Annotated in this window: 22 protein-coding genes and 2 pseudogenes; 12 read left to right on the forward strand and 12 right to left on the reverse strand. The window is 73.5% G+C overall.

Translation table 11 applies throughout. The annotated features are described in order from the left end of the window. On the forward strand, window positions 1–770 hold a 770-nt coding region (locus MCBG_RS04695), incomplete at its 5' end, for a MalY/PatB family protein (protein ID WP_043324177.1). A 47-nt stretch (window positions 771–817) separates the two neighbouring features. Here the strand turns inward: MCBG_RS04695 and MCBG_RS04700 are convergent. Further along, a complete protein-coding gene (locus MCBG_RS04700) occupies window positions 818–1,396 on the reverse strand; it encodes a DinB family protein (protein ID WP_043330152.1) in 579 nt (192 codons plus the stop codon). An 86-nt stretch (window positions 1,397–1,482) separates the two neighbouring features. On the opposite strand from MCBG_RS04700, the gene MCBG_RS04705 reads away from it, so the two are divergent. Further along, the gene (locus MCBG_RS04705; protein ID WP_043324179.1) at window positions 1,483–2,481 is read left to right on the forward strand and encodes a helix-turn-helix transcriptional regulator; all 999 of its coding nucleotides are present in this window, start codon (window positions 1,483–1,485) and stop codon (window positions 2,479–2,481) included. A gap of 17 nt (window positions 2,482–2,498) precedes the next feature. Here MCBG_RS04705 and MCBG_RS04710 read toward each other — a convergent pair whose 3' ends face one another. The 5 genes and pseudogenes from MCBG_RS04710 to MCBG_RS04725 form a co-directional block, all read right to left on the reverse strand. Further along, window positions 2,499–2,810: an NIPSNAP family protein gene (locus MCBG_RS04710; protein ID WP_043324181.1), complete on the reverse strand. Its 312-nt coding sequence runs from the start codon at window positions 2,808–2,810 to the stop codon at window positions 2,499–2,501. A gap of 23 nt (window positions 2,811–2,833) precedes the next feature. Beyond that, window positions 2,834–3,226 (reverse strand): annotated as a pseudogene (locus MCBG_RS04715) (flavin reductase family protein); the annotation flags it as partial. Then, complete coding sequence (locus MCBG_RS04720; RefSeq protein WP_043330156.1) at window positions 3,198–4,328, reverse strand: YeiH family protein; 1,131 nt, start codon at window positions 4,326–4,328, stop codon at window positions 3,198–3,200. The gene MCBG_RS04720 and the pseudogene MCBG_RS04715, both read right to left, overlap by 29 nt. Window positions 4,329–4,417: 89 nt before the next feature. Beyond that, window positions 4,418–4,564 carry a hypothetical protein gene (locus MCBG_RS32880; protein WP_176722891.1) on the reverse strand — a complete coding sequence of 49 codons (147 nt, stop codon included), beginning with the start codon at window positions 4,562–4,564 and terminating at the stop codon, window positions 4,418–4,420. Window positions 4,565–4,651: 87 nt separating this feature from the next. Continuing rightward, window positions 4,652–5,443 (reverse strand): TetR/AcrR family transcriptional regulator, encoded by a 792-nt coding sequence (locus tag MCBG_RS04725; protein WP_043324183.1) that lies wholly within the window; start codon window positions 5,441–5,443, stop codon window positions 4,652–4,654. Between the two features lie 221 nt (window positions 5,444–5,664). Between MCBG_RS04725 and helR the strand changes: the two genes are divergently transcribed. After that, complete coding sequence (gene helR, locus MCBG_RS04730; protein ID WP_084789416.1) at window positions 5,665–7,836, forward strand: RNA polymerase recycling motor ATPase HelR; 2,172 nt, start codon at window positions 5,665–5,667, stop codon at window positions 7,834–7,836. 43 nt (window positions 7,837–7,879) lie between these two features. Here helR and MCBG_RS04735 read toward each other — a convergent pair whose 3' ends face one another. The 4 genes from MCBG_RS04735 to MCBG_RS04745 all read right to left on the reverse strand — a co-directional run bounded on the left by MCBG_RS04735 (window position 7,880) and on the right by MCBG_RS04745 (window position 10,605). Beyond that, a complete protein-coding gene (locus tag MCBG_RS04735; RefSeq protein WP_043324185.1) occupies window positions 7,880–8,689 on the reverse strand; it encodes an ABC transporter permease in 810 nt (269 codons plus the stop codon). Beyond that, window positions 8,686–9,654 (reverse strand): daunorubicin resistance protein DrrA family ABC transporter ATP-binding protein, encoded by a 969-nt coding sequence (locus MCBG_RS04740; protein WP_043324188.1) that lies wholly within the window; start codon window positions 9,652–9,654, stop codon window positions 8,686–8,688. Before MCBG_RS04740 ends, MCBG_RS04735 begins: the two co-directional genes overlap by 4 nt. Before the next feature lie 73 nt (window positions 9,655–9,727). Beyond that, window positions 9,728–9,949, reverse strand: a complete 222-nt coding sequence (locus tag MCBG_RS33670; protein WP_223201071.1) for an alpha/beta fold hydrolase — start codon at window positions 9,947–9,949, stop codon at window positions 9,728–9,730. Then, window positions 9,946–10,605 (reverse strand): alpha/beta fold hydrolase, encoded by a 660-nt coding sequence (locus MCBG_RS04745; protein WP_223201072.1) that lies wholly within the window; start codon window positions 10,603–10,605, stop codon window positions 9,946–9,948. The genes MCBG_RS33670 and MCBG_RS04745 overlap by 4 nt, the downstream gene beginning before the upstream one ends. Window positions 10,606–10,694: 89 nt before the next feature. Here MCBG_RS04745 and MCBG_RS04750 point away from each other — a divergent pair, with 89 nt between their 5' ends. Beyond that, on the forward strand, window positions 10,695–12,038 hold the full coding sequence (locus tag MCBG_RS04750) for an AfsR/SARP family transcriptional regulator (RefSeq protein ID WP_223201073.1): 1,344 nt from the start codon (window positions 10,695–10,697) through the stop codon (window positions 12,036–12,038). Further along, a complete protein-coding gene (locus tag MCBG_RS33675) occupies window positions 11,924–12,649 on the forward strand; it encodes a hypothetical protein (RefSeq protein WP_223201074.1) in 726 nt (241 codons plus the stop codon). Before MCBG_RS04750 ends, MCBG_RS33675 begins: the two co-directional genes overlap by 115 nt. Here MCBG_RS33675 and MCBG_RS04755 read toward each other — a convergent pair. Beyond that, window positions 12,618–13,541, reverse strand: a complete 924-nt coding sequence (locus tag MCBG_RS04755) for a hypothetical protein (RefSeq protein WP_043324190.1) — start codon at window positions 13,539–13,541, stop codon at window positions 12,618–12,620. The genes MCBG_RS33675 and MCBG_RS04755 overlap by 32 nt on opposite strands. 177 nt (window positions 13,542–13,718) lie before the next feature. Here MCBG_RS04755 and MCBG_RS04760 point away from each other — a divergent pair, with 177 nt between their 5' ends. From MCBG_RS04760 to MCBG_RS04780, 5 genes are all read left to right on the forward strand, one after another. Next, window positions 13,719–15,110: a pyridoxal phosphate-dependent decarboxylase family protein gene (locus MCBG_RS04760; RefSeq protein WP_043324192.1), complete on the forward strand. Its 1,392-nt coding sequence runs from the start codon at window positions 13,719–13,721 to the stop codon at window positions 15,108–15,110. Window positions 15,111–15,234: 124 nt separating this feature from the next. After that, window positions 15,235–15,636 (forward strand): hypothetical protein, encoded by a 402-nt coding sequence (locus MCBG_RS04765; RefSeq protein WP_043324195.1) that lies wholly within the window; start codon window positions 15,235–15,237, stop codon window positions 15,634–15,636. Then, window positions 15,623–15,943 (forward strand): type VII secretion target, encoded by a 321-nt coding sequence (locus MCBG_RS04770; protein ID WP_043324197.1) that lies wholly within the window; start codon window positions 15,623–15,625, stop codon window positions 15,941–15,943. The genes MCBG_RS04765 and MCBG_RS04770 overlap by 14 nt, the downstream gene beginning before the upstream one ends. Continuing rightward, window positions 15,940–17,229: a WXG100-like domain-containing protein gene (locus MCBG_RS33680; RefSeq protein ID WP_223201075.1), complete on the forward strand. Its 1,290-nt coding sequence runs from the start codon at window positions 15,940–15,942 to the stop codon at window positions 17,227–17,229. The genes MCBG_RS04770 and MCBG_RS33680 overlap by 4 nt, the downstream gene beginning before the upstream one ends. Window positions 17,230–17,243: 14 nt before the next feature. Continuing rightward, window positions 17,244–17,717 (forward strand): hypothetical protein, encoded by a 474-nt coding sequence (locus MCBG_RS04780; protein WP_043324199.1) that lies wholly within the window; start codon window positions 17,244–17,246, stop codon window positions 17,715–17,717. Between the two features lie 54 nt (window positions 17,718–17,771). On the opposite strand, the gene MCBG_RS04785 is transcribed toward MCBG_RS04780, so the two are convergent. Beyond that, window positions 17,772–18,563 carry a class I SAM-dependent methyltransferase gene (locus MCBG_RS04785; protein WP_043324200.1) on the reverse strand — a complete coding sequence of 264 codons (792 nt, stop codon included), beginning with the start codon at window positions 18,561–18,563 and terminating at the stop codon, window positions 17,772–17,774. Between the two features lie 203 nt (window positions 18,564–18,766). On the opposite strand from MCBG_RS04785, the gene MCBG_RS04790 reads away from it, so the two are divergent. Further along, complete coding sequence (locus MCBG_RS04790; protein ID WP_043324202.1) at window positions 18,767–19,603, forward strand: CPBP family intramembrane glutamic endopeptidase; 837 nt, start codon at window positions 18,767–18,769, stop codon at window positions 19,601–19,603. Further along, window positions 19,603–19,943 (forward strand): annotated as a pseudogene (locus tag MCBG_RS32885) (two-component sensor histidine kinase); the annotation flags it as partial. The gene MCBG_RS04790 and the pseudogene MCBG_RS32885, both read left to right, overlap by 1 nt.

The following is a 19,943-nucleotide window of genomic DNA, read 5'->3' on the forward strand; positions in this document are numbered from 1 at the left end:
TGCGGCTCGACCCGGCCGCGCTGGAGGAGGCGTTCCGGCGCGCCCGTGCGATCGGCGAGCGGCCGGCGTTCCTGCTCTGCAACCCGCACAACCCGACCGGCGTGGTGCACCGGCCCGACGAGCTGGCCACCGTCGCCGAGCTGGCCGCCCGGCACGGCGTCCGGGTGGTCTCCGACGAGATCCACTCGCCGCTGGCGCTACCCGGTGCGCGGTTCACCCCGTACCTGACGGTGCCCGGCGCCCAGAACGCGTTCGCGCTGCTGTCGGCGTCCAAGGCGTGGAACCTCGCCGGGCTCAAGGCGGCGCTCGCCGTCGCCGGGCCGGACGCCGCCGACGACCTGGCCCGGATGCCGGAGGAGGTGAGCCACGGCCCGAGCCACTTCGGCGTGCTCGCGCACACCGCCGCATTCCGGGCCGGCGGACCCTGGCTGGACCGGCTGCTCGACGGCCTGGACGCCAACCGGGCACTGCTCGGGTCGCTGCTGGCCGAGCACCTGCCGGCCGTGTCGTGGCGGCCGCCGGAGGGCACGTACCTGGCCTGGCTGGACTGCCGCGCCCTCGGCGTGCCCACGGAGGCGGGCGACGGCCCGGGGGTGGCCAGCGATCTGGACGGGCCGGCGCGGATGTTCCTCGACCGGGCCCGGGTGGCGCTCAGCTCCGGGCACGTCTTCGGCGCCGGCGGCGCCGGGTTCGTCCGGCTCAACTTCGCCACCTCCCCCGCCGTGCTCACCGAGGCGGTGACCCGGATGGGCCGCGCGGCGACCGGCTGACGGCCGGGCCGGCACCGGCGCCCCGCGGCGCCGGCGCCCCGGCCGGCTCAGGTGGTGGTCTGCCCGTCGATGCTCTCGCGCAGGATGTCCGCGTGCCCGGCGTGCTGGGTGGTCTCGGCGATGACGTGGATCAGCACCCGCCGGATGCTGCGGACCGAGCCGGGCTCGTTCCACGGCGCGTCCGGCACCGGCCAGGTCGCCGACAGGTCCTCGACACCGGCCACGATCTCCTCGGTACGCGCGGCGACGCGCGCGTACCGGTCCAGGATGGCCGGCAGCGTGTCCCCGGGCAGCATCTGGAAGTCCCGCCCCCGCTCGATCGCCCACTGCGGCAGCTCGCGGGCCTGCCCGGACATGAAGTCCTCCCAGGTGACACCCTCCGGCATGGCGAAGGACATCGCCGACGGGCCCTCGACCACGAACCGCAGCCACGCCTCCTCGGTGGACGCGACATGCTTGATCAGCCCGCCCAGGCAGAGCGCGCTGACCGTCGGCTTCTGCCCGGCCTGCTCGTCGGTCAGGCCGCGCACCGTGTTGGTCAGCATGTTCCGGGCCTCGGCGAGCTCGGCCAGCAGGTCGGCCCGCTCGGCGTCGAGGGTGGTGGAGGTCGTGGTCGTGCCGGTCATCGTCATCGGTTCCTTCCGGTCCTGATCGGGTACGGGCCCACACTCGCAGGCGTAGCGGTCAGGATGTGTCCTCTTCTGCGGGCAGAATGCGTGTCGTGCCGACGACTTCCGCGCGACTGCTCTCCCTGCTGTCCCTGCTTCAGGCCCGCCGTGACTGGCCGGGCGCGCTGCTCGCCGAACGGTTACGGGTCAGCGCGCGTACCGTGCGCCGCGACGTCGACCGGCTCCGCGAGCTGGGCTATCCGATCGAGAGCACCAAGGGCCCGGACGGCGGCTACCGTCTCGGCGCCGGCTCCGCGCTGCCGCCGCTGCTCTTCGACGACGAGCAGGCGGTCGCGCTCACCGTGGCGTTGCAGACCGCCGCCACCGGCGTGACCGGCATCGAGGAGGCCGCCGCGCGGGCGCTGACCACGGTCCGGCAGGTGATGCCGCCCCGGCTGCGCCACCGGGTCGACGCGCTGCGGGTGATCGCCGTGGAACGGGCCGGCACGCCCGCCGCGGCCCGCGTGGAGCCGGGACTGCTGATGACACTCAGCGCCGCCGTGCACGCCCGGGAGGAGCTGCGCTTCGACTACGACTCGGTGTCGGCGTCCGCTCCCGACGCGCCGCCGCGCCGCGCGCAGCCGCACCACCTCGTCACCTGGGGCGGGCGCTGGTATCTCGTGGCCTGGGACCTGGACCGCGACGACTGGCGCACGTTCCGGGTCGACCGGATCAGCCCGCGTACGCCCACCGGCCCCCGGTTCACGCCCCGCGAGCTGCCCGGCGGGGACGTCGCGGCGTACATCGCCGGCCGGTTCAAGGGCGCCACCGGGCCGGGTGACTGGCCCTGCCGGGGCGAGGTGATCCTCGACCTGCCCGCCCGGACGGTCTCCGCGTGGACCCGCGACGGCATCGTCGAGGAGCTGGGGCCCGATCGCTGCCGTCTGACCCAGGGCGGCTGGTCGTGGGCCGGGCTGGCCGCCCTGCTCGGCCGCTACGACGCCGACATCGAGGTGGTCGGGCCGCCCGAGTTGCGGGAGGCGTTCGCCCGCCTGGCCCGCCGCTACGCCGCAGCAGCGGAGGGCCCGAACCCGCCTCGGTAGCCGGGCCGGCCGGGGTGTCAGTCGGTGGGCAGGAGCGGGCGCATGAACGTGCGCTCGTACCGCAGGACGCAGCCCGACTCGTCGCGGATCCGGTCGGCGGCGACGAACTCCGGGTCCACTCCGAACCGGGCACGATACTGCTCGTACGCCGCCAGGCTCTCAAAGCTGAACAGCGCCTCGGCCCGGTCGCTGGCGCCCTCGGCGGGCAGGAAGTAGCCGTGGTGCACGCCGCCGTGCCGTGCCACCAGCCGCATCCAGGTGCGGGCGAAGCGCTCGAACGCCTCGATCTGTGCGGGGTCGATCGTGTAGTGCACGACGCAGGTGATCACGCGGCCACGATAGCGACGGTCGGTCAGGCGGCGCAGCGGCGGTCGCCGGGGTCGGTCGTGTCGGCCAGGCCCGCGTACCGGCCCCGGTGGTAGAGCAGCGGCGACCCGACGTCGGCGTGCCGCAGCAGCTCCGGCTCGGCCAGCACGACGGCGTGGTCCCCGACGACGACCCGGTCCACCACCCGGCACAGTAGCCAGGCCAGTGTGTCGTCGAGGACCGGCACCCCTTCCGGGCCGGGCCGCCAGCGGGTCGGCTCGGCGAACCTGTCGATCCCGCTGGCGGCGAACCTCCGGGCCACCTCGTGCTGGCCGTGCCCGAGCAGGTGCACCGCGACGTGCCGGGCCCGGGACACCACCAGCCAGCTCGACGAGCCCAGGTCCAGCCGGTCAGACCGTGAAGCCGTGGAACAGCACCGACGCCAGCCCGAGCGCCAGCACCAGGTTGAACACGGTGGCCGCGCCGAACACGGTGACCGGCCGCCAGCCGGCCTCGCGCAGCGACGACACGCGGACCTCCAGGCCGATGCTGACGAAGGCCAGGATGAGGAACCAGACCCGCAGGTCGGTGACGATCGCCATGGTGGCCTTGCCGTCCGCCCCGGCGACGTCGAGGTACCAGGTGGCGATCACCGAGGCGGCGACGAACCCGAGGACGAACTTCGGGAACCGACGCCACAGCTCGCCGAGCCCCGGCCGCGGGGTGTCCGGACGGCGCTCCACGCGCAGCGCGAAGTACGCGGTGAGGGCCACCGCCACCACGCCCATCAGCGCGTTCTGGGTGACCTTGACGATGCTGGCGATCTGGAGCGCGTCCTCACCGGCGAGCGCGCCCGCCGCGGTGACGGCGGCGGTGGTGTCGATGTTGCCGCCGATCCAGGCGCCGGCGACCGCGTCGGAGAGGCCGAGCACGTCGGCCAGCCACGGCAGCAGGAAGATCGACGGCAACGCGAACGCGATGACCAGGCTGGCCGTGTACGCGAGCTGTTCCCGGCGTGCCCGGACCGCGCCGGCGGCGGCGATCGCGGCGCTCACCCCGCAGATCGACACGGCCGAGGCGAGCAGCGCCCGCAGTTTGTCGTCCAGGCCGAAGCGCCCGGCCAGCCACCAGGTGAACAGGAACACGCCGCTGATCAGCAACAGCGCCTGGGCGATGGCGGGACCGGCGGCGCTCGCAATGACGGCAAGGTTGATCGAGGCGCCGAGCAGCACCAGGCCGGTCTTGATGAAGAACTCGGTCCGGAACGCGGCGGAGATCCGGTCGCGCAGGCCGGTCACGGTGACCACCAGGTTGCCGAGCAGGCCGAGCAGGATCGCATAGACCGGGTACTCGATCGCGGCGGCCACCTCCTCGACCGCGCTGCCCTCGGCCCAGACCGGCACGTTCTGTTCCAGGTAGCGGGTGAGCGCGGCCAGCCCGAGCACCACCAGCAGACCCACGGCGGTCCAGGCCCAGAACGCGCCGGAGCGCAGGTCGGCCGGGGGCGGCGCGTCCGCGGGCGTACCGTCCGGTCGATCCACTGAGGTCGCGGCGGCTGGGGCGTCCGCGGTGGAGGCCGCGGACGGCCCGGCGGCGGTGCTGCGAACGGCGGGCTCCGGTGCGGCGGCCATCACGGCACCAGCCCGGCGGGGATGACGCCGACCAGCACCAGGAGCAGCAGCGCGAGGCCGAGGACAGTGGCGGCCCAGTCCTCGCTGAAGGCGAGCCGGGACGTGCCTGCGGTGGGCGGTTCGGGTGGCGTGGGCGCGTTGCTCATGGAGGGCTCCTACGGGTACGCGCGGGCGAGGGAGGGCAGCCGAAGGCTCATCGACCCCACGGAGAGTTTCCTACTTAACTAGTAGGATTACAAGGTCTTCCCGCGCTCCGGCTCACCCGCGGCACGTTCGGCGACCACCACCGAGATGCCGTCGAGCACCCGCTGCAGACCGAACTCGAAGGCGTGATCCGGCCCGTACGCCGCGCCGTGCGCCATGCCCGCCGCCGTGCCGACCCGGGCGGCGAGCGGGAAACTGCCGGCGGTCATGAACTTCTCCAGCCAGGGCCCGTGCGTCTGCCACCACTGGTCGTCGGTCATCCCGGTCTCACGTTCCAGCTCGGCCACGTCCAGCGCGGCCCGCGCCGCGCTCTTGGCGTGCCCCAGCACCAGCGTGAGCACCGCGTCCATCTCCACGTCGTCGAGCCCGATGTCCGCGACGGCGTGCAACTCGTAGTCGTACTTCGCGAGCACGTTCGGGCCGAGAACCGGCCGGGTCGTCTCGGCGCGCAGCAGCCACGGGTGGGACCGGTAGAGCGCCAGATTGTCCCGCGCGATCCGTTCCAGCCGGCCCCGCCAGCCACCCGGCACGTCGGACGGGCGCGGGAGGTCACCGAGAACGGCGTCCACCATCACGTCGAGCAGTTCCGCCTTTCCCGGCACGTACGTGTAGACGGACATGGTGCCCACGCCGAGCGCCTCGCTGACGCGGCGCATGGTAAGCGCGTCGATGCCCTCGGCGTCGGCGATCTCGATCGCGGTGCGCACGATCCGGTCGACGCTGAGGCCGGGACCGGCGCCGCGGCTGGCCGGCTCCCGGGTGCGCCACAGAAGGGCCAGGCTGCGGGCGGGATCGGCCTTGCGCCGGCGCTCCTTCGACATGGTGCCGTCATCCTACCGGCCACGCCGTTCGCGGGCCGTCGGCGGGACGCCGGGAAAAGCCGCGAGAATTGTTCGGGCAAAAAGAATGGCGGGTTCTCCCGCCACTACCAACATATAGCGCACCCCCGGTCTTGCGGCAAGCCCCGGGTGGTGGCGCAGAATTGCCGGCCGTAACCCATTGCCGAGGCATTCGAAAAGCCGCGAAGAGCGGAGGCTCGGCCGTGCCCGTGATCGGAGACGAGTTGAATCTGCCTGCCACGAGCGTTTTCGATCTTCCCGAACGTCTGTCGGCCAAGGCCGACCCGAACCTGATCGCCGACGACGAGCGGCACTTCGCCGCCATCGCGGACAGCCTGCGCCGCTCGATCGCCGAGTTGACCGACCGGCTCGACGCGACGCGCCGGTCCGCCGGCGGCCGGGGCCGGCAGGCCGTCGACCGGGACGAGGAGGTCCGGCGGTTGAGCGCGCGCCTGCGTACGCTGCGCCGTTACGGCCTGGACCTGTGCCTGGGCCGGATGGTCGGCGCGGACGGCGGCGAACCGGTGTACGTGGGCCGACTCGGCCTGACCGACGGCGCGGGCGGCCGACTGCTGCTGGACTGGCGCTCCCCCGCCGCCGAGCCGTTCTTCGGCGCCACCCACGCCGACCCGATGGGCCTGGTCAGCCGCCGCCGGTACCGGTGGAGCCGAGGGCGGATCACCGACTACTGGGACGAGGTGTTCACCGCCGACGCTCTGGCCGGGCACGCCGCGCTGGACGACCAGTCGGCGTTCATCGCCAGCCTGGGCGCGACCCGGTCGGCGCGGATGCGTGACGTGCTCGGCACCATCCAGGCCGACCAGGACGCGATCATCCGGGCCGGTTCCCGGGGCGCGCTGGTGGTGGACGGCGGTCCCGGCACCGGCAAGACGGTGGTGGCGCTGCACCGCACCGCGTACCTGCTGCACGCCGACCCGCGCCTCGGCGAGCGCCGCGGCGGGGTCCTCGTCGTCGGGCCGCACCAGCCGTACCTGAACTACGTCTCCGACGTGCTGCCCAGCCTGGGCGAGGAGGACGTGCAGATCTGCACCCTGGCCGACCTGGTGCCGGAGGGCGCGGCGGCGGCGCCGGAGACCGACCCGGAGGTGGCCCGGCTGAAGGCGTCGGCGGACGTCGTGCGGGCTGTCGACGCCGCGGTCCGGTTCTACGAGGAGCCGCCCGCGACCGGGATGACTGTCGGGGTCGGGGACGCCGAGCTGCGGCTGACCGCCGACGACTGGGCGACGGCGTTCGAGGCGGCCGGCCCGGGCGTCGGGCACAACGAGGCCCGCGACGACGTGTGGGAGGAACTGCTCACGATCCTGGTGGAGAAGTACCGCGGGGACGAGCCGGAGGAGGCGGTCCGCCGGGCACTGGGACGCGACCGGGAACTGGTGACCGCGTTCGGCCGGGCGTGGCCGCTGCTCGACCCGCTCGACGTGGTGGCCGACCTGTGGTCGGTGCCGGCCTACCTGCGCCGGTGCGTGCCCTGGCTGAGCGTCGAGGAGATCCGTACGCTGCGGCGGGCCGACGCCCGGGCCTGGACGGCCGCGGACCTGCCGTGGCTGGACGCGGCCCGGCGGCGGGTCGGCGACCCGGAGGCGTCGCTGCGGCGGCGCCGCGACGAGGCGGTGCTGGCCGCGCAGCGCGCGGAGATGGACACGGTGGTCGACGCGCTGATCGCGTCGCACGCCTACGACGACGGCGAAGGTCTGATGACCATGCTGTACGGCGAGGACATGCGCACCAGCCTGGTCGACTCCAGCGCGTTGAGCGTGGCCGATCCGGACCTGCTGGCCGGGCCGTTCGCGCACGTCGTGGTGGACGAGGCGCAGGAGCTGACCGACGCGCAGTGGCAGATGCTGCTGGCGCGCTGCCCGTCGCGCAGCTTCACCGTGGTCGGCGACCGGGCGCAGGCGCGGCACGGGTTCACCGAGTCGTGGCCGCAGCGGCTGGCGCGGGCCGGGTTCGACCGGGTCGAGGTGGCGACGCTGACCGTCAACTACCGCACCCCGGCGCAGGTGATGGCGGCGGCCGAGCCGGTGATCCGGGCCGTGCTCCCGGACGCCAACGTGCCCACGTCCATCCGCGACGGCGCCCCCGTGCGGTACGGCGACCGCGCCGACCTGCGCGCGGTGGTGGACGGCTGGCTCGCCGCCCATCCCGAGGGCGTCGCGTGCGTCATCGGCGATCCCGGGTTCCCGGCGACCGACCGGGTCCGGTCGCTGACGCCGGAGCTGGCGAAGGGGCTGGAATTCGACCTGGTGGTGCTGGTCGACCCGGAGTCCTTCGGCGACGGCATCTCCGGCGCGGTGGACCGGTACGTCGCGATGACCCGGACCACCGGCGAGCTGGTCGTGCTCACCGGGCCGTGACCCGTGCCCCGGGGGCGACGCACGGCCGCCCCCGGGGTCCGGCTCAGCGGCTGAGCGCCCGGTAGCGGCGCAGCGACAGCGGCAGGAACACCGCGATCAGCGCCAGCGGCCAGAGCACCGCCAGCAGCGGGTGATGCGCGGCCACCCAGGAGTCGCCGCCCCAGCCGGGGTTGCCGAACAGCTCCCGGGTGGCGCCGACGGTGGCGGACAGCGGGTTCCACTCGGCGACCGCGCCCAGCCACGCGGGCATGGTGGACGGCGCCACGAACGCGCTGGACAGGAAACCGAGCGGGAACTCCAGCGTCTGCACGGCCGTGACCGCGCTCTGTCCCTGCACGGTCAGGCCGAGGAAGACGCCCACCCAGACCAGCGCGATCCGCAGCAGCAGGATCAGCCCGAACGCGGTGAGCGTGTCGCCGAGGTCGCCGCGTGCCCGCCACCCGACGGCCAAGCCGACGAGCAGCATGACGGCGAGCGTCACCACGGCGAACATCAGGTCGGCGACAGCGCGGCCGAGCAGCGGCGCCAGCCGCGACACCGGCATGGACCGCAGCCGGTCGGTGACACCGCGCTCCAGGTCCGCCGAGACCGCCATGGTGGTCATGCTGATGCCGAAGACCATGGTCATGGCGAACATCCCGGGCATCAGGAACTCGCGGTAACTGCCGCCGCCTGGTACCTGGAGCGCGCCGCCGAACAGGTACGCGAACATCAGCACCATCAGGATGTCGAAGCCCAGCGAGCCGATCAGCGGACCGGGCTCGCGCCGCCAGTGCGCCAGCGCACGCCCGGTCAACGTCAGGCCGTCACCGGCCAGCGACGCACGGCGGGCCGGATTCACCGTCGCGGTCACGCGGTCACCTCCACGCCGGTGCGGGCGGCGGAGGACGTGGCGGTGAGCTGGAGGAACACCTCGTCCAGAGTGGGCCGGCGCAGCGCCACGTCGGCCACGCCCACGCCGTCGGCGTCGAGTGCGCGCAGCACCTCGGTCAGCGCACCGGCCCGCTCGCCGACCTGGGCGCTGACCGCCCGCCGGTCCAGATCGACAGCCGGTTCGGAGCGGGCCACCGCGCGCAGCCGACTCGCGGCGGCGGCGAGGTCGGCGGCGTCGCGGACGACCAGTTCGATCCGGTCGCCGCCCAGGCGGGACTTGAGCGCGTCGGGGGTGCCCTCGGCGATCACCCGGCCGGCGTCGAGCACGCAGACGCGGTCGGCGAGCTGGTCGGCCTCGTCCAGGTACTGCGTGGTCAGCAGCACCGTGGTGCCGCCGCGCACCAGGTCCCGTACCGCCTCCCACACCTCGTTGCGCCCGCGCGGGTCCAGCGCCGTGGTCGGCTCGTCCAGGAACAGCACCGACGGCGCGAGGATCATGCCGGCGGCCAGGTCGAGGCGGCGGCGCATGCCACCGGAGTACGTGCGTACCGGCCGATCGGCGGCGTCGGCGAGCCCGAACCGGTCGAGCAGTTCGGTCGCCCGCCGCCGCGCCCCGGCCCGGCCCAGGTGGAACAGGCGGCCGAAGATGACCAGGTTCTCCCGGCCGCTCAGCGCCTCGTCCACCGCCGGATGCTGGCCGACCAGGCCGATGCGGTGGCGTACCCGGTCGGCCTGCCCGGCCACGTCGTAGCCGGCGACCTCGGCCCGCCCGGCGTCGAGGCGCAGCAGCGTGGCCAGGATGCGTACGGCTGTGGTCTTGCCCGCGCCGTTCGGGCCGAGCAGCCCGCACACGGTGCCCGGTGGCACGCGCAGGTCGAATCCGTCCAGCGCCACGTTGCCCCCGTACCGCTTGCGCAGGCCCTCCGCGAGGATCGCGTGTTCCACGTCTGTCCCCCTCCGTTGACGACGGCCACTACCGTACAACGTACGGTAGGCCGTCTGCCAGGGACTGCGGCGCCTAGCGCTTGAGCAGCGCGCGCAGCGCCTCGGCGATCTCGCCCGGCGCCTCCTCGGCCATGAAATGCCCGGCCGTGGTGGTGCGATGCTCCAGGTCCGGCGCCCAGGCCCGCCACACCGCCGCCGCGTCGTAGCCGAGCGCGGCGCCCCAGTCCTGCTGGATGACGGTGACCGGCATGGTCAGCCGCCGCCCGGCGTCCCGGTCCGCCCGGTCGTGCGTCACGTCGATCCCGGCCGAGGCCCGGTAGTCGGCCACGATCGAGTCGACCGCCTCGCGGGAGGCCCGCAGGTACTCGGCGCGCACCTGCGCCGGCATCGCCGCCGGGTCACCGGCCCAGGCGTCCAGGAAGTGCCCGAAGACGCGTCAGCGCTGGCCGCGATCATCTGCTCGGGCAGGCCGGGCGGCTGGGCCATCAGGTAGAGGTGGAACGCCACCGACGCGGACGCGCCGTGCAGCACGTCCCACTTGTCGAGGGTGGGCAGCACGTCCAGCGACGCCAAGTGGGTGACCGCGTCCGGGTGGTCCAGGCCGGCCCGGACCGCGACCAGGGCGCCCCGGTCGTGCCCGGCGAGCGCGAACCGCTCGTGTCCGAGCGCGCGGGCCGCCGCCACCACGTCGGCGGCCATGGTCCGCTTGCTGTACGTGTCCTCGCTGGCAGCGGCCGGCTTGTCGCTGGCGCCGTAGCCGCGCAGGTCCGGGCAGATCACCGTGTGCTCGCCCGCCAGGTCGGCGGCGACGTGCCGCCACATCAGATGCGTCTGCGGGAAGCCGTGCAGCAGCACGACCGGGCTGCCGGAGCCGCCGACCGCCACGTTCAGCGCCACGCCCTCGGCGACCGGAACGCGCTGGTAGTCGAACCCCGCGATGGTGGTGCTCATCTCGATCCCTCTTTCGTCTCGTCGTACCTGACCAGCGTGGCGGAAGCAACCGATGAGCGCGATACGGTGACCGCTGTCGAGGAGGGTCGGTGCCTGTCGGTTTCGGTGTGCTGGGTCCGGTCACGGCCTGGGACGACGCGGGTGAGCCGGTCGACCTGAAGGGGCCCCGGCACCGGGCCGTGCTGGCCCGGCTGGTCGCCGCCCGGGGCCGGGTGGTGCCGGTCGGGCAGATCGTCGACGACCTGTGGGACGACCCGCCGGCCGGCGCGGTGGGCGCGGTCCGCACGTTCGTCGCGGCGCTGCGCCGCCGCCTCGAGCCGCGCCGTCCGCCACGCGAGGCGGCCCGGCTGCTGGTCACCGAGGGACCGGGGTACGCGCTGCGCGCCGACCCGGGCGCCGTCGACGCCTGGCGGTTCGAGGACACGGTCAGCGCGGTAGCCGACGCGCTGCCCCGGGCCGCGCTCGACCGGCTCGACGAGGCGCTGGGCTGGTGGCGCGGACCCGCGTACGCCGACTTCGACCAGCCGTGGGCGCACGCCGAACGGTCCCGGCTCGACCAGATCCGGCTCACCGCCGTGGAGCGGCGGGCCGAGGCGCTGCTGGCGCTGGACCGGGCCGCCGACGCCGTACCCGATCTCGACGCGCACGTCGCCGCGTACCCGTGGCGGGAGGACGGGTGGGCGCTGCTGGCCTCGGCGCTCTACCGGGCCGGACGGCAGGCCGACGCGCTCGCCGTGCTGCGCCGCGCCCGGGAGCTGCTGCGCGACCAGCTCGGGCTGGACCCCGGACCCCGGCTGCGGCGGCTGGAGACCGACTGTGCGCCAGACCGAACCCGAACCGACCGGCGCGGCGCGCGTCTGGCCGAGACCGCCGCGGCGTACGAGCGCAGTGTGGTGCCCGGCGCGCGGGCCCGGCTGGAGTCCACTGTCGGGATGCTGCGCAGCCTCGCGGTGACCGGGCCGGGCGGACTGGAGGCCGCCCGGGACCACCGCGAAAGCGGCTATCAGCGCCGCCGAGCAACTGGGCGACCCGGAGTTCAACGGCGCGGGTCATCGGCGGGTACGACGTACCCGCGATCTGGACCCGCTCGGACGACCCGGCGCAGGCGGCCCGGGTCGTCGCGGCGGCACAGCGGGCGCTCGCCGGGCTGGGCCCGGACGCGCCGGAGGCGACCCGCGCCCGGCTGCTGGCCACCGTCGCGATCGAGTCCCGAGGTACGGCGTCACCCGGCCCGGCGCAGTCCGCGCGGGAAGCGGAGGCGATCGCCCGGCGGGTGGCCGACCCGGCGCTGCTGGCCCAGGCGCTCAACGGCGTCTACATGCAGACGTTCCAGCGGGCCGGGCTCGCCCCGCAGCGGGACGCGGTCGGCGTCGAACTGGTCGCGCTCGCCGCCCGGCACGGCCTGGCCACAGTGGAGATCCTCGGGCACCTGATCCGCGTGCAGGCGCGCAGCGCGCTCGCCGACTTCACCACCGCCGACGCGCACGCCGACGCGGCGGACCGGCTCGCCGCCCGGCACGAGAGCCCCCTCGTCGGTGTGTTCACCGGCGGCTACCGGGCCATGCGGACCGCCGCCACCGGCGCCGCGTACCCGGATGCGGAGGCGACGTACCGGTCGTGGGCGACCGGGCTGGCCGGCTGCGGGATGCCCGGCGTGGAACGCGGGCTGCTGCCGCTGGCGCTGCTGTGCCTGCGGGTGTGGCACGACCGGCCCGCCGGCTTCCCGGCCGACACCGACTGGGGCCCGTACGCGCCCTGGGCGCGCCCGCTGGTGCTGCTCTCCGCCGGCCGCCGCGACGAGGCAGCCAGCGCGTTGCGCCGCACCCCGGCGCCGCCGCGTGACCTGCTGCAGGAGGCGCTGTGGTGCCTCACCGGCCGGGCCGCTGTGGCGCTCGGGGACCGGGACGCGATGCTCCGGGCGCGGGACGCGCTCGTCCCAGCGGCGGGCGAGGTGGCCGGGGCGGGCAGCGGTCTGCTCACCGTCGGGCCGGTCGCCGCACACCTGGATCGCATCACCGCCGCCCTGTTGGGGAGTCCGGGGTGACGTCGCGTTCGTGTTGATTCGTCGCGTCGAGGGACGCCGAGGTCCGGCGTCGGCGTGGTGGCTCGTCGGGCCACCGCCACCAGATCCCATACGCGCACTCGCGGTCCGGGCGTCGGAACGTCATCTCGTAGATCACTTTCCCTGCGAGGTGCTTACTGCTCGGTTCGCAGCGGGTACGGGCAATCTCCTGGCGACTCGACCCCGACCGCGTTCTTCGCCACACGACCTGCCACGCCTCAGCCGGTGCGTCCGCACGATCGAACTGCACACGCACCGACAGCTTCCCAACTCGCCGCTCCTCGCAGCTCTCGCGATAGTAGGGCTTCATCGGGGCGTACACGTCTTCGAACACTTGCCTGATGCCGACGTTGACGCGACGTCCGCGGGCAAGCGGACCGAGCAGATACAACCACCGGTAGATGCGGCCGTCTTCCTCCGCCACGGCCCCGTCGAGCAGCCGATGTTCGGGGAACAGCGACGTCACCCCGTCGATCACCCGGTTCTGTCCGCTCCAATGGGAACGGATGCCCACAAGACGGATCTGCCGGGTGGCGCGGATGCGTTGCTGTCGGGTGTACGCGTAGCGGTGATGGTCACGCCCATCGTCGCCCCTGACTCTGGTGACGATCAATGACCCGTCGAGTTCCTCGATCACAAAATCAGGCGGGTGGTAGATACACCGCACGTAGTAAGTGATCAGCGCTCCAACGGGCAGAAGCATCACGAGGGTTGCGAGAGTCCAGAGCGGGAGACGCAACGCCACCATCCAGGCACTCCCAACGCCGAACATCGTCATGAGCGCCGTACCGGCCAGCACGAGGAGCTGAAGCAGGTCGGAACTCTGGCGGGCGAGGCGAGCGGGTGCGCTCTCGAGCAGTCTTCTCAGTATCATCGGTCCTCCGGGCCCCACCTCATCGGTGGGAAAGCCACCAACGGCTCTCTGCAGTCCACACAAGCGCAGGAACAGTGGGTGAGCCAGCGGTCACGGACGTCACTCAGCACTCACTCCGCGTACGTCAACGGCCCGCTGAGGCCCCGCCAGCAGAGTTGCGAGGGCTAGGGTGCGGCGATGGACGAGCTGAGGCACCTGTTCCGGCGCGCCGCCGACCACGCGGCCGACTACCGGCTGTCGCTGCCGGACCGGCCGGTCGGCGTACCCGTGGACCAGGCCGCGCTGACCGAGGCGTTCGCCAGTCCGCTGCCGGACGCGCCCACCCCGCCCGGGCAGGTCCTCGCCGACCTGGTGGCCGCCGCCGAACCCGGCCTGGTCGCCAGCGCCGGCCCCCGCTACTTCGGCTTCGTCGTCGGCGGCGCCTCGCCCGCCGCAACCGCCGCCGACATGCTGGCTGTCGGCTGGGACCAGATCGCGTTCAACGCGGTCACCTCCCCCGCCGCCGTGGCCGCCGAGACGGCCGCCGGCGGCTGGCTGAAGGACCTGCTGGGCATCCCGGCGACCGCGTCGGTCGGCTTCGTCACCGGCGCGCAGGCGGCGAACACCGCCGGGCTCGCCGCCGCCCGCCACCAGGTGCTCGCCGACGCCGGTTGGGACGTGGAGCGGCGCGGCCTGGCCGGCGCACCTGCGGTACGCGTGTTCGCCGGGGCCGAACGGCACGCCACCATCGACAGGTCGTTGCGCCTGCTCGGCCTCGGCACCGACGCGCTGCACGCGGTGCCGACCGGCCCGCAGGGCGCGATCGACCCGGACGCCCTGGAAGCGGCGCTGCGCTACGCCGGTCCCGGCCCGACCATCGTCTGCCTCCAAGCGGGCAACGTGAACACCGGCGCGTGCGACGACCTGCGCCGGGCCTGCGACCTGGTCCACCGGTACGGCGGCTGGGCGCACGTGGACGGCGCCTTCGGGCTGTGGGCGGCTGCCAGCCCGTCGACCCGGCACCTGGTCGACGGGCTGGAGAACGCCGACTCGTGGGCCTGCGACGGCCACAAGTGGCTGAACCTGCCGTACGACAGCGCGTTCGTGTTCTGTGCCCGGCCCGACGCGCATGCGGCGGCCATGTCGCTCGCGGCCGCGTACCTCGTGGGTTCCGGTGGTGTGCCCGCGGGCGCGGACCTGACCGCGGAGTCCTCGCGCCGCGCCCGGGGTTTCGCGGTCTGGGCGGGCCTGCGGGAGCTGGGCCGCGACGGCGTCGGCGCGCTGGTCGAGCGGTGCTGCGCGCTGGCGCGCCGGTTCGCCGACGGGCTCAGCGCGGCCGGGTTCGAGGTGGTGAACGACGTGTTGCTCAACCAGGTGCTCGTCGGGTTCGGCGACGACGCGCGCACCGACCGGGTGGTGGCCGCAGCGCAGGTCGACGGGACGTGCTGGGTGGGCGGGACGACGTGGCGGGGGCGGCGGCTGATGCGGATCTCGGTGTCGAACGCGACCACGACGGAGGCGGACGTGGACCGGTCGGTGGCGGCCATCATCCGGGTGGCCCACCGGGACGGCGGCGACATGGTTCACTGAGGACGGTTACCGGCCGCGGCGGCAGTTGCCTGGCCGAACCGCTTCACATGCCTCGGCGGGGCACACACGCAGCGCGATCGGTTGGTAGCGTGGCGCTCACCACTGTCCCCTGGGGAGGGTCGTGATGTGGGCGGACGAGGCCGCGCTGGACGCGGCGGCACGCCGGCTCGACGAGTGGGAGTCGTCCCTGGCCGACCATGCGGCACGGGCCCGCGACCTGTCCGCCCGCACCCAGACGCTGACCGGCATCGCGCGCAGCGCCGACGGTCTGGTCGAGTTCACCGTCGACTCGTCCGGGCTGCTCGCCGACCTGCGGCTGGACGAACGCGTCCGGCAGCACTCCGCCGCACACACCGCCCGGCAGATTCTCGCCGTCACCCGGGACGCCCGCGCCGACCTGCTGCGACGGCTCACCGAGGCCACCACCGCGGCACTCGGCGCGGACGACCCGGCCGGGCAGGCGATCGTCGAGTCCCACCAGCGGCGGCTCGGCCCCGACCCGGGCATGCCGGATGCCGCCCGGTGACGGCCTCCAGGTCGACCCCGACGACCTGACCGCGCACGCCGCACACCTCCGCCGCTGCGCCGACAGCATCGACACCGCCCGGCAGGCCGGCCAGCACGTCAGGCTGGGCGCCGACGCGTACGGGCAGCTCTGCGCGATCATGCCGGTCCTGCTCGACGGTCTCCAGCGGACGCTCACCGACGGCATCGGCACCGCCGCCACGTCGGTCCGCGACACCGCCGGGAAGCTGCGGTCCAGCGCCGAGCGCTACCGCGCCTCCGACGCGCACGCCGCCGACCTGCTCGACCGGGTACGGCAGCGGCGGTGACCACGAACCCACTGGTCGCCGCCGCGGCGGACTCCGGTCCGAGTCCCTGGGCCGGCGTGTGGATCTGCGAGGACATCGAACTCATCGCCCAGGGCGTCCGCACCGGCAGCTGGATCGACGGCAGCCTCGGCGTGGTCAGCGCCGGCCTCGACGCGCTCGCGCTCGTGTCCGACCCGGCCGGAGCACTCCTCCAGTACGGCATCGCCTGGCTCATCGAACACGTCAAGCCGCTCAGCGAAGCCCTCGACTGGCTCGCCGGCGACCCCGCCGAGATCACCGCGCACGCGCAGACCTGGCGCAACGTCGCCGCGTCCCTGCGCGAGGACGCCGCCGATCTGGCCCACGCCGTACGCGCCGAGGTCGCCGGCTGGACCGGCGCCGCCGCCACCGGCTACCGGCGCTGGGCGGGCGAACAGCAGCAGGCAATCACCGGGCTCGCGCAGGGCGCCGAGGCGATGGCCGCGATCACCGAGGGCGCCGCCGGCCTGGTCGCGGCCGTGCGGCTGCTGGTCCGCGACGCCATCGCCGCCTGCGTGTCCCGCCTGATCGTGTACGCGGCCGAACTGGTCGCCACGGCGGGGCTGGCGACGCCGCCCGTGGTGGAGCAGGTGACGACGACAGTGGCGTCGTGGGCGGCGCGGATCGGGCGGTTGCTGCGGGGGTTGCTGGCGAGTCTGCGGCGGCTGATGCCGGAGATGCGGCGGCTGGGTGAGCTGATCGGGAAGCTGAAGGAGGCACTGAGCCGCCTTCTGGGTCGTCGCTCGCCTGAGGCTCCGGGTGGCGGATCCGCCAAACCGGACGGACCGCACGGGTTGAGGCCCACCGACTTCGATCCGGGCCGACACCACGGCCCTCTCGGCGACGAGTTCCGCCCGGGGGTGCACGATCCGCGCGGGTTGTTCGAGGACAAGGAGCGGGCCATCGCGGACCGCCTCGCGGTCGAAGGTGACATGGTGCACCCGAGAGAACGAATCGACGACGCTCACAAGATGAAGAATCCCGATGCGATGGTGCGGACTGGTCCGGAGGATCCCGGCGTGATCACCGAGTTCAAGACACTGGTCGGGTCAGGCAGCAGTAGCGTGCGGCGGAATATCCTTGAGGCGGGTGAACAGGCAGGATCGGACGGGGTCGCGGTTCTCGACGGTCGTAACGTCGGTTTGACCGAGGAGGATGCGCGACGAGGCTACGGCCGGGCGGCAGGACAGGCCCGTGTTCATGACCAGCAGATGCCGGCGACTGTGCGCATCATTCTCGGCAACGGCCACATCATCGATCTTCCCTAGGAGCCGGGCGGCGCATGTCCACCTTCGAGCACATCTTCATTCACACCGACCTGGCCCCCGAGGGTGTGGCGGCAGAGCTCGCCAGCCGCATGCACGTGGAGTTCAGCCGAGACGACGAGGGCAAGGTGTACCTCAGTCGGCCGGCCTCGGACGGGCGGCCCGGCGTCGTCGGCGGCGAGTTGTCCGTCAACCGTTACAGCTATCCGCTCGACGAGCCGGAGGAAGAGTCCGTCATCGACGGGTACAGCGTCGTGTGGGACGTCGGGTACAGCCGACGGGACGGCGAGGTGCAGCGTGACGAGGCGCGACGGTTGTTCACCGAGTTGACCGCGGTGAGCCCTTGGCCGGTGCTTCTCCTGCACGGCCTGGACCTGCTTGTCGCAGCCTGGGAGCCCCGGTCGGGTTACCGGGACTTCCCGCCCGGCACCACGCCCGACTTCATACACCGCGCGCTCTGGGAGAAGCACCGCCGGCCGTCGGCGGGTTGAACGGGCTGGTGGTGCGGCGTCGTGGGCATCGTGCTGAACCCCGTCGGGAATCGGCTACGAGCCGAGGATCCCGCACTGCAACCTGACGATGACCCGCTCGGTCACCACGTCCACCCCGCCGAGAGCGTCGCGTACGTCGGCGGCGAACTCCGCGCGTTGATGCAAAGTAGGCAGCCGTTCGGCCGACATAGCGGAGAAGACACCGCCGACCATGTCGTCGACAGTGAGCGGCGCGTCGTACCGCACCGACGTCTCCTCGTACCGATATCCGGCACGCACGAGCGCCTCCCGGTTGCGCCGACGCCCATCCTCGTCGGTCTGGCATCTTCCGGTGACCGGGTGGCCGACCATCCGCTCCAGGCATCCGCGCAGCCCGATCGACCACTCGGTGTCCTGCATCCACAAGGGTTCGCCGTTGGTGACGACCGCGATGCCACCGCCGGAGCGCAACAACGGCCGTGCCGCCTCGAAGAGGGCGTCGCGGTCCATGAAGTGAATGGCGACGGCAACGGTCAGCGCACCGACCGTCCCCCCGCCGAGCAGCCGGGACAACGCGGGCACGTCACCGTCGCTGCCGAGCATCCACGTGGCGTTGGCGGTCCCCTGGTCCAGGGCGGCACGCCGGGCGATGGCCAGCATGTCCGGTTCCGGGTCCATGCCGACGACAGCGCCCACCCGGTCGGCGAGCGGGATGCTCAACTGACCGGTGCCGCAGCCGAGGTCGACGACGGTGTCGTCAGGGCCGAGACCGAAGGCTGCCGCCAGCGCGTCGACCGCCTCGGGTGGATAGCCACGCCGATGCCGTGCGTAGTAGGTCGCCACCTCACCGCCGAAGCCCGTCGCCATGCCGGCAGCCTGCCCGCCGCGACCGTCGCGAGGCCAGCCGTTCTGCTCAGGGCACGCCCTCGAAACGCCGCGACCGCCGCGCCTGTCCCCCGTGCGAGCTACCCGCAAGTGTCCACCGCACGGTGACGTTTCCCGGCCTGCGAATCCATAGCGTTCCAGGTGAACCGCGGCGCTCCGGCCGCGGACCTTCCGAAGGAATCGTCATGCGTGTGGTGAAGCAGTTCCTGGCCGTCGTCGCGGTCAGTCTCGTCGGCAGCCAGGCGGTCGTCGCGGCACAGGACAACGCCGTGCTCAGCCTGATCCTCGGCGCCGCGACCGCCGCGGCCGCGATCATGGTGTACGGGTGGGTGGTGCGTCGTACCGAACGGCGCGAGGTCACCGAGTTGGCCCGGAACGGCGCGGCCGCCCGGCTCAACCGCGGGGTGCTGATCGGGTTCGCCATGTTCGCGGCGGTCATCGGCAACATCGCCCTCATGGGCGGCTACCACGTACACGGCATCGGCTCGGTGTCCGGCGCGGTGGGCATGGTCGGGTTCATGGCCGCCGCGGCGGTGACCGAGGAGCTGATGTTCCGCGGGCTGCTGTTCCGCCTGGTCGAGGAACGGCTCGGTACGTGGCTGTCGCTGCTGCTGACCGGCGTACTGTTCGGCCTGATGCACCTGCTGAACCCGGACGCCAGCCTGTGGGGTGCCACCGCCATCGCGATCGAGGCCGGGTTCATGCTGGCGGCCTGCTACGCCGCGAATCGAAACCTGTGGGTACCCATCGGCCTGCACTTCGGCTGGAACTTCGCCGCCGGCGGCGTCTTCGGCGTCGTCGTGTCCGGCAACGGCGAATCGGAAGGGCTGCTGGACGCCAGCACGTCGGGTTCGACGCTGCTCAGCGGCGGCGACTTCGGGCCGGAGGGCAGCCTCTACACGGTGGCTGCCGGGGCGGCGCTGACAGTGGTCTTCCTCTGGCTGGCGCACCGCCGTGGTCACATCGTGACGCGGCGCCGCCGCGCGGCCGAGGCCGCGGCGGAGAGCGTTACGGTCTCCTGATGATCACCCGACGGATGCTCCAGGACTCGTGGCGGCGCTGGCCCGTCACGGTCCGGGACCTCCCGCTCGCGCTGGTGATCGCGCTCGCAGCAGTGACCCCACCGCTGCGCGGCATCGGTACGCAGCTCGGCGATCTGCCCGCCCGGCCGTTCGACGCGCTGACAGTGGTGGTGATCGCCCTGGAGTGCCTTCCGCTGGCGCTGCGCCGCAGCCGCCCGGCGCTGTCCCTCGCCCTGGTGTCACTCGGCTTCGCGCTCGATCAGGTACGCGCCTACCACACCTTCGCGGGCGCCGCGCTCGCCGTCGCGCTGGTGAGCGCGGGCGCCCACCTGGAACGTGG

Origin of the sequence: Micromonospora sp. M42, assembly GCF_000568915.1 — a bacterium.
Lineage (GTDB): Bacteria > Actinomycetota > Actinomycetes > Mycobacteriales > Micromonosporaceae > Micromonospora > Micromonospora chalcea.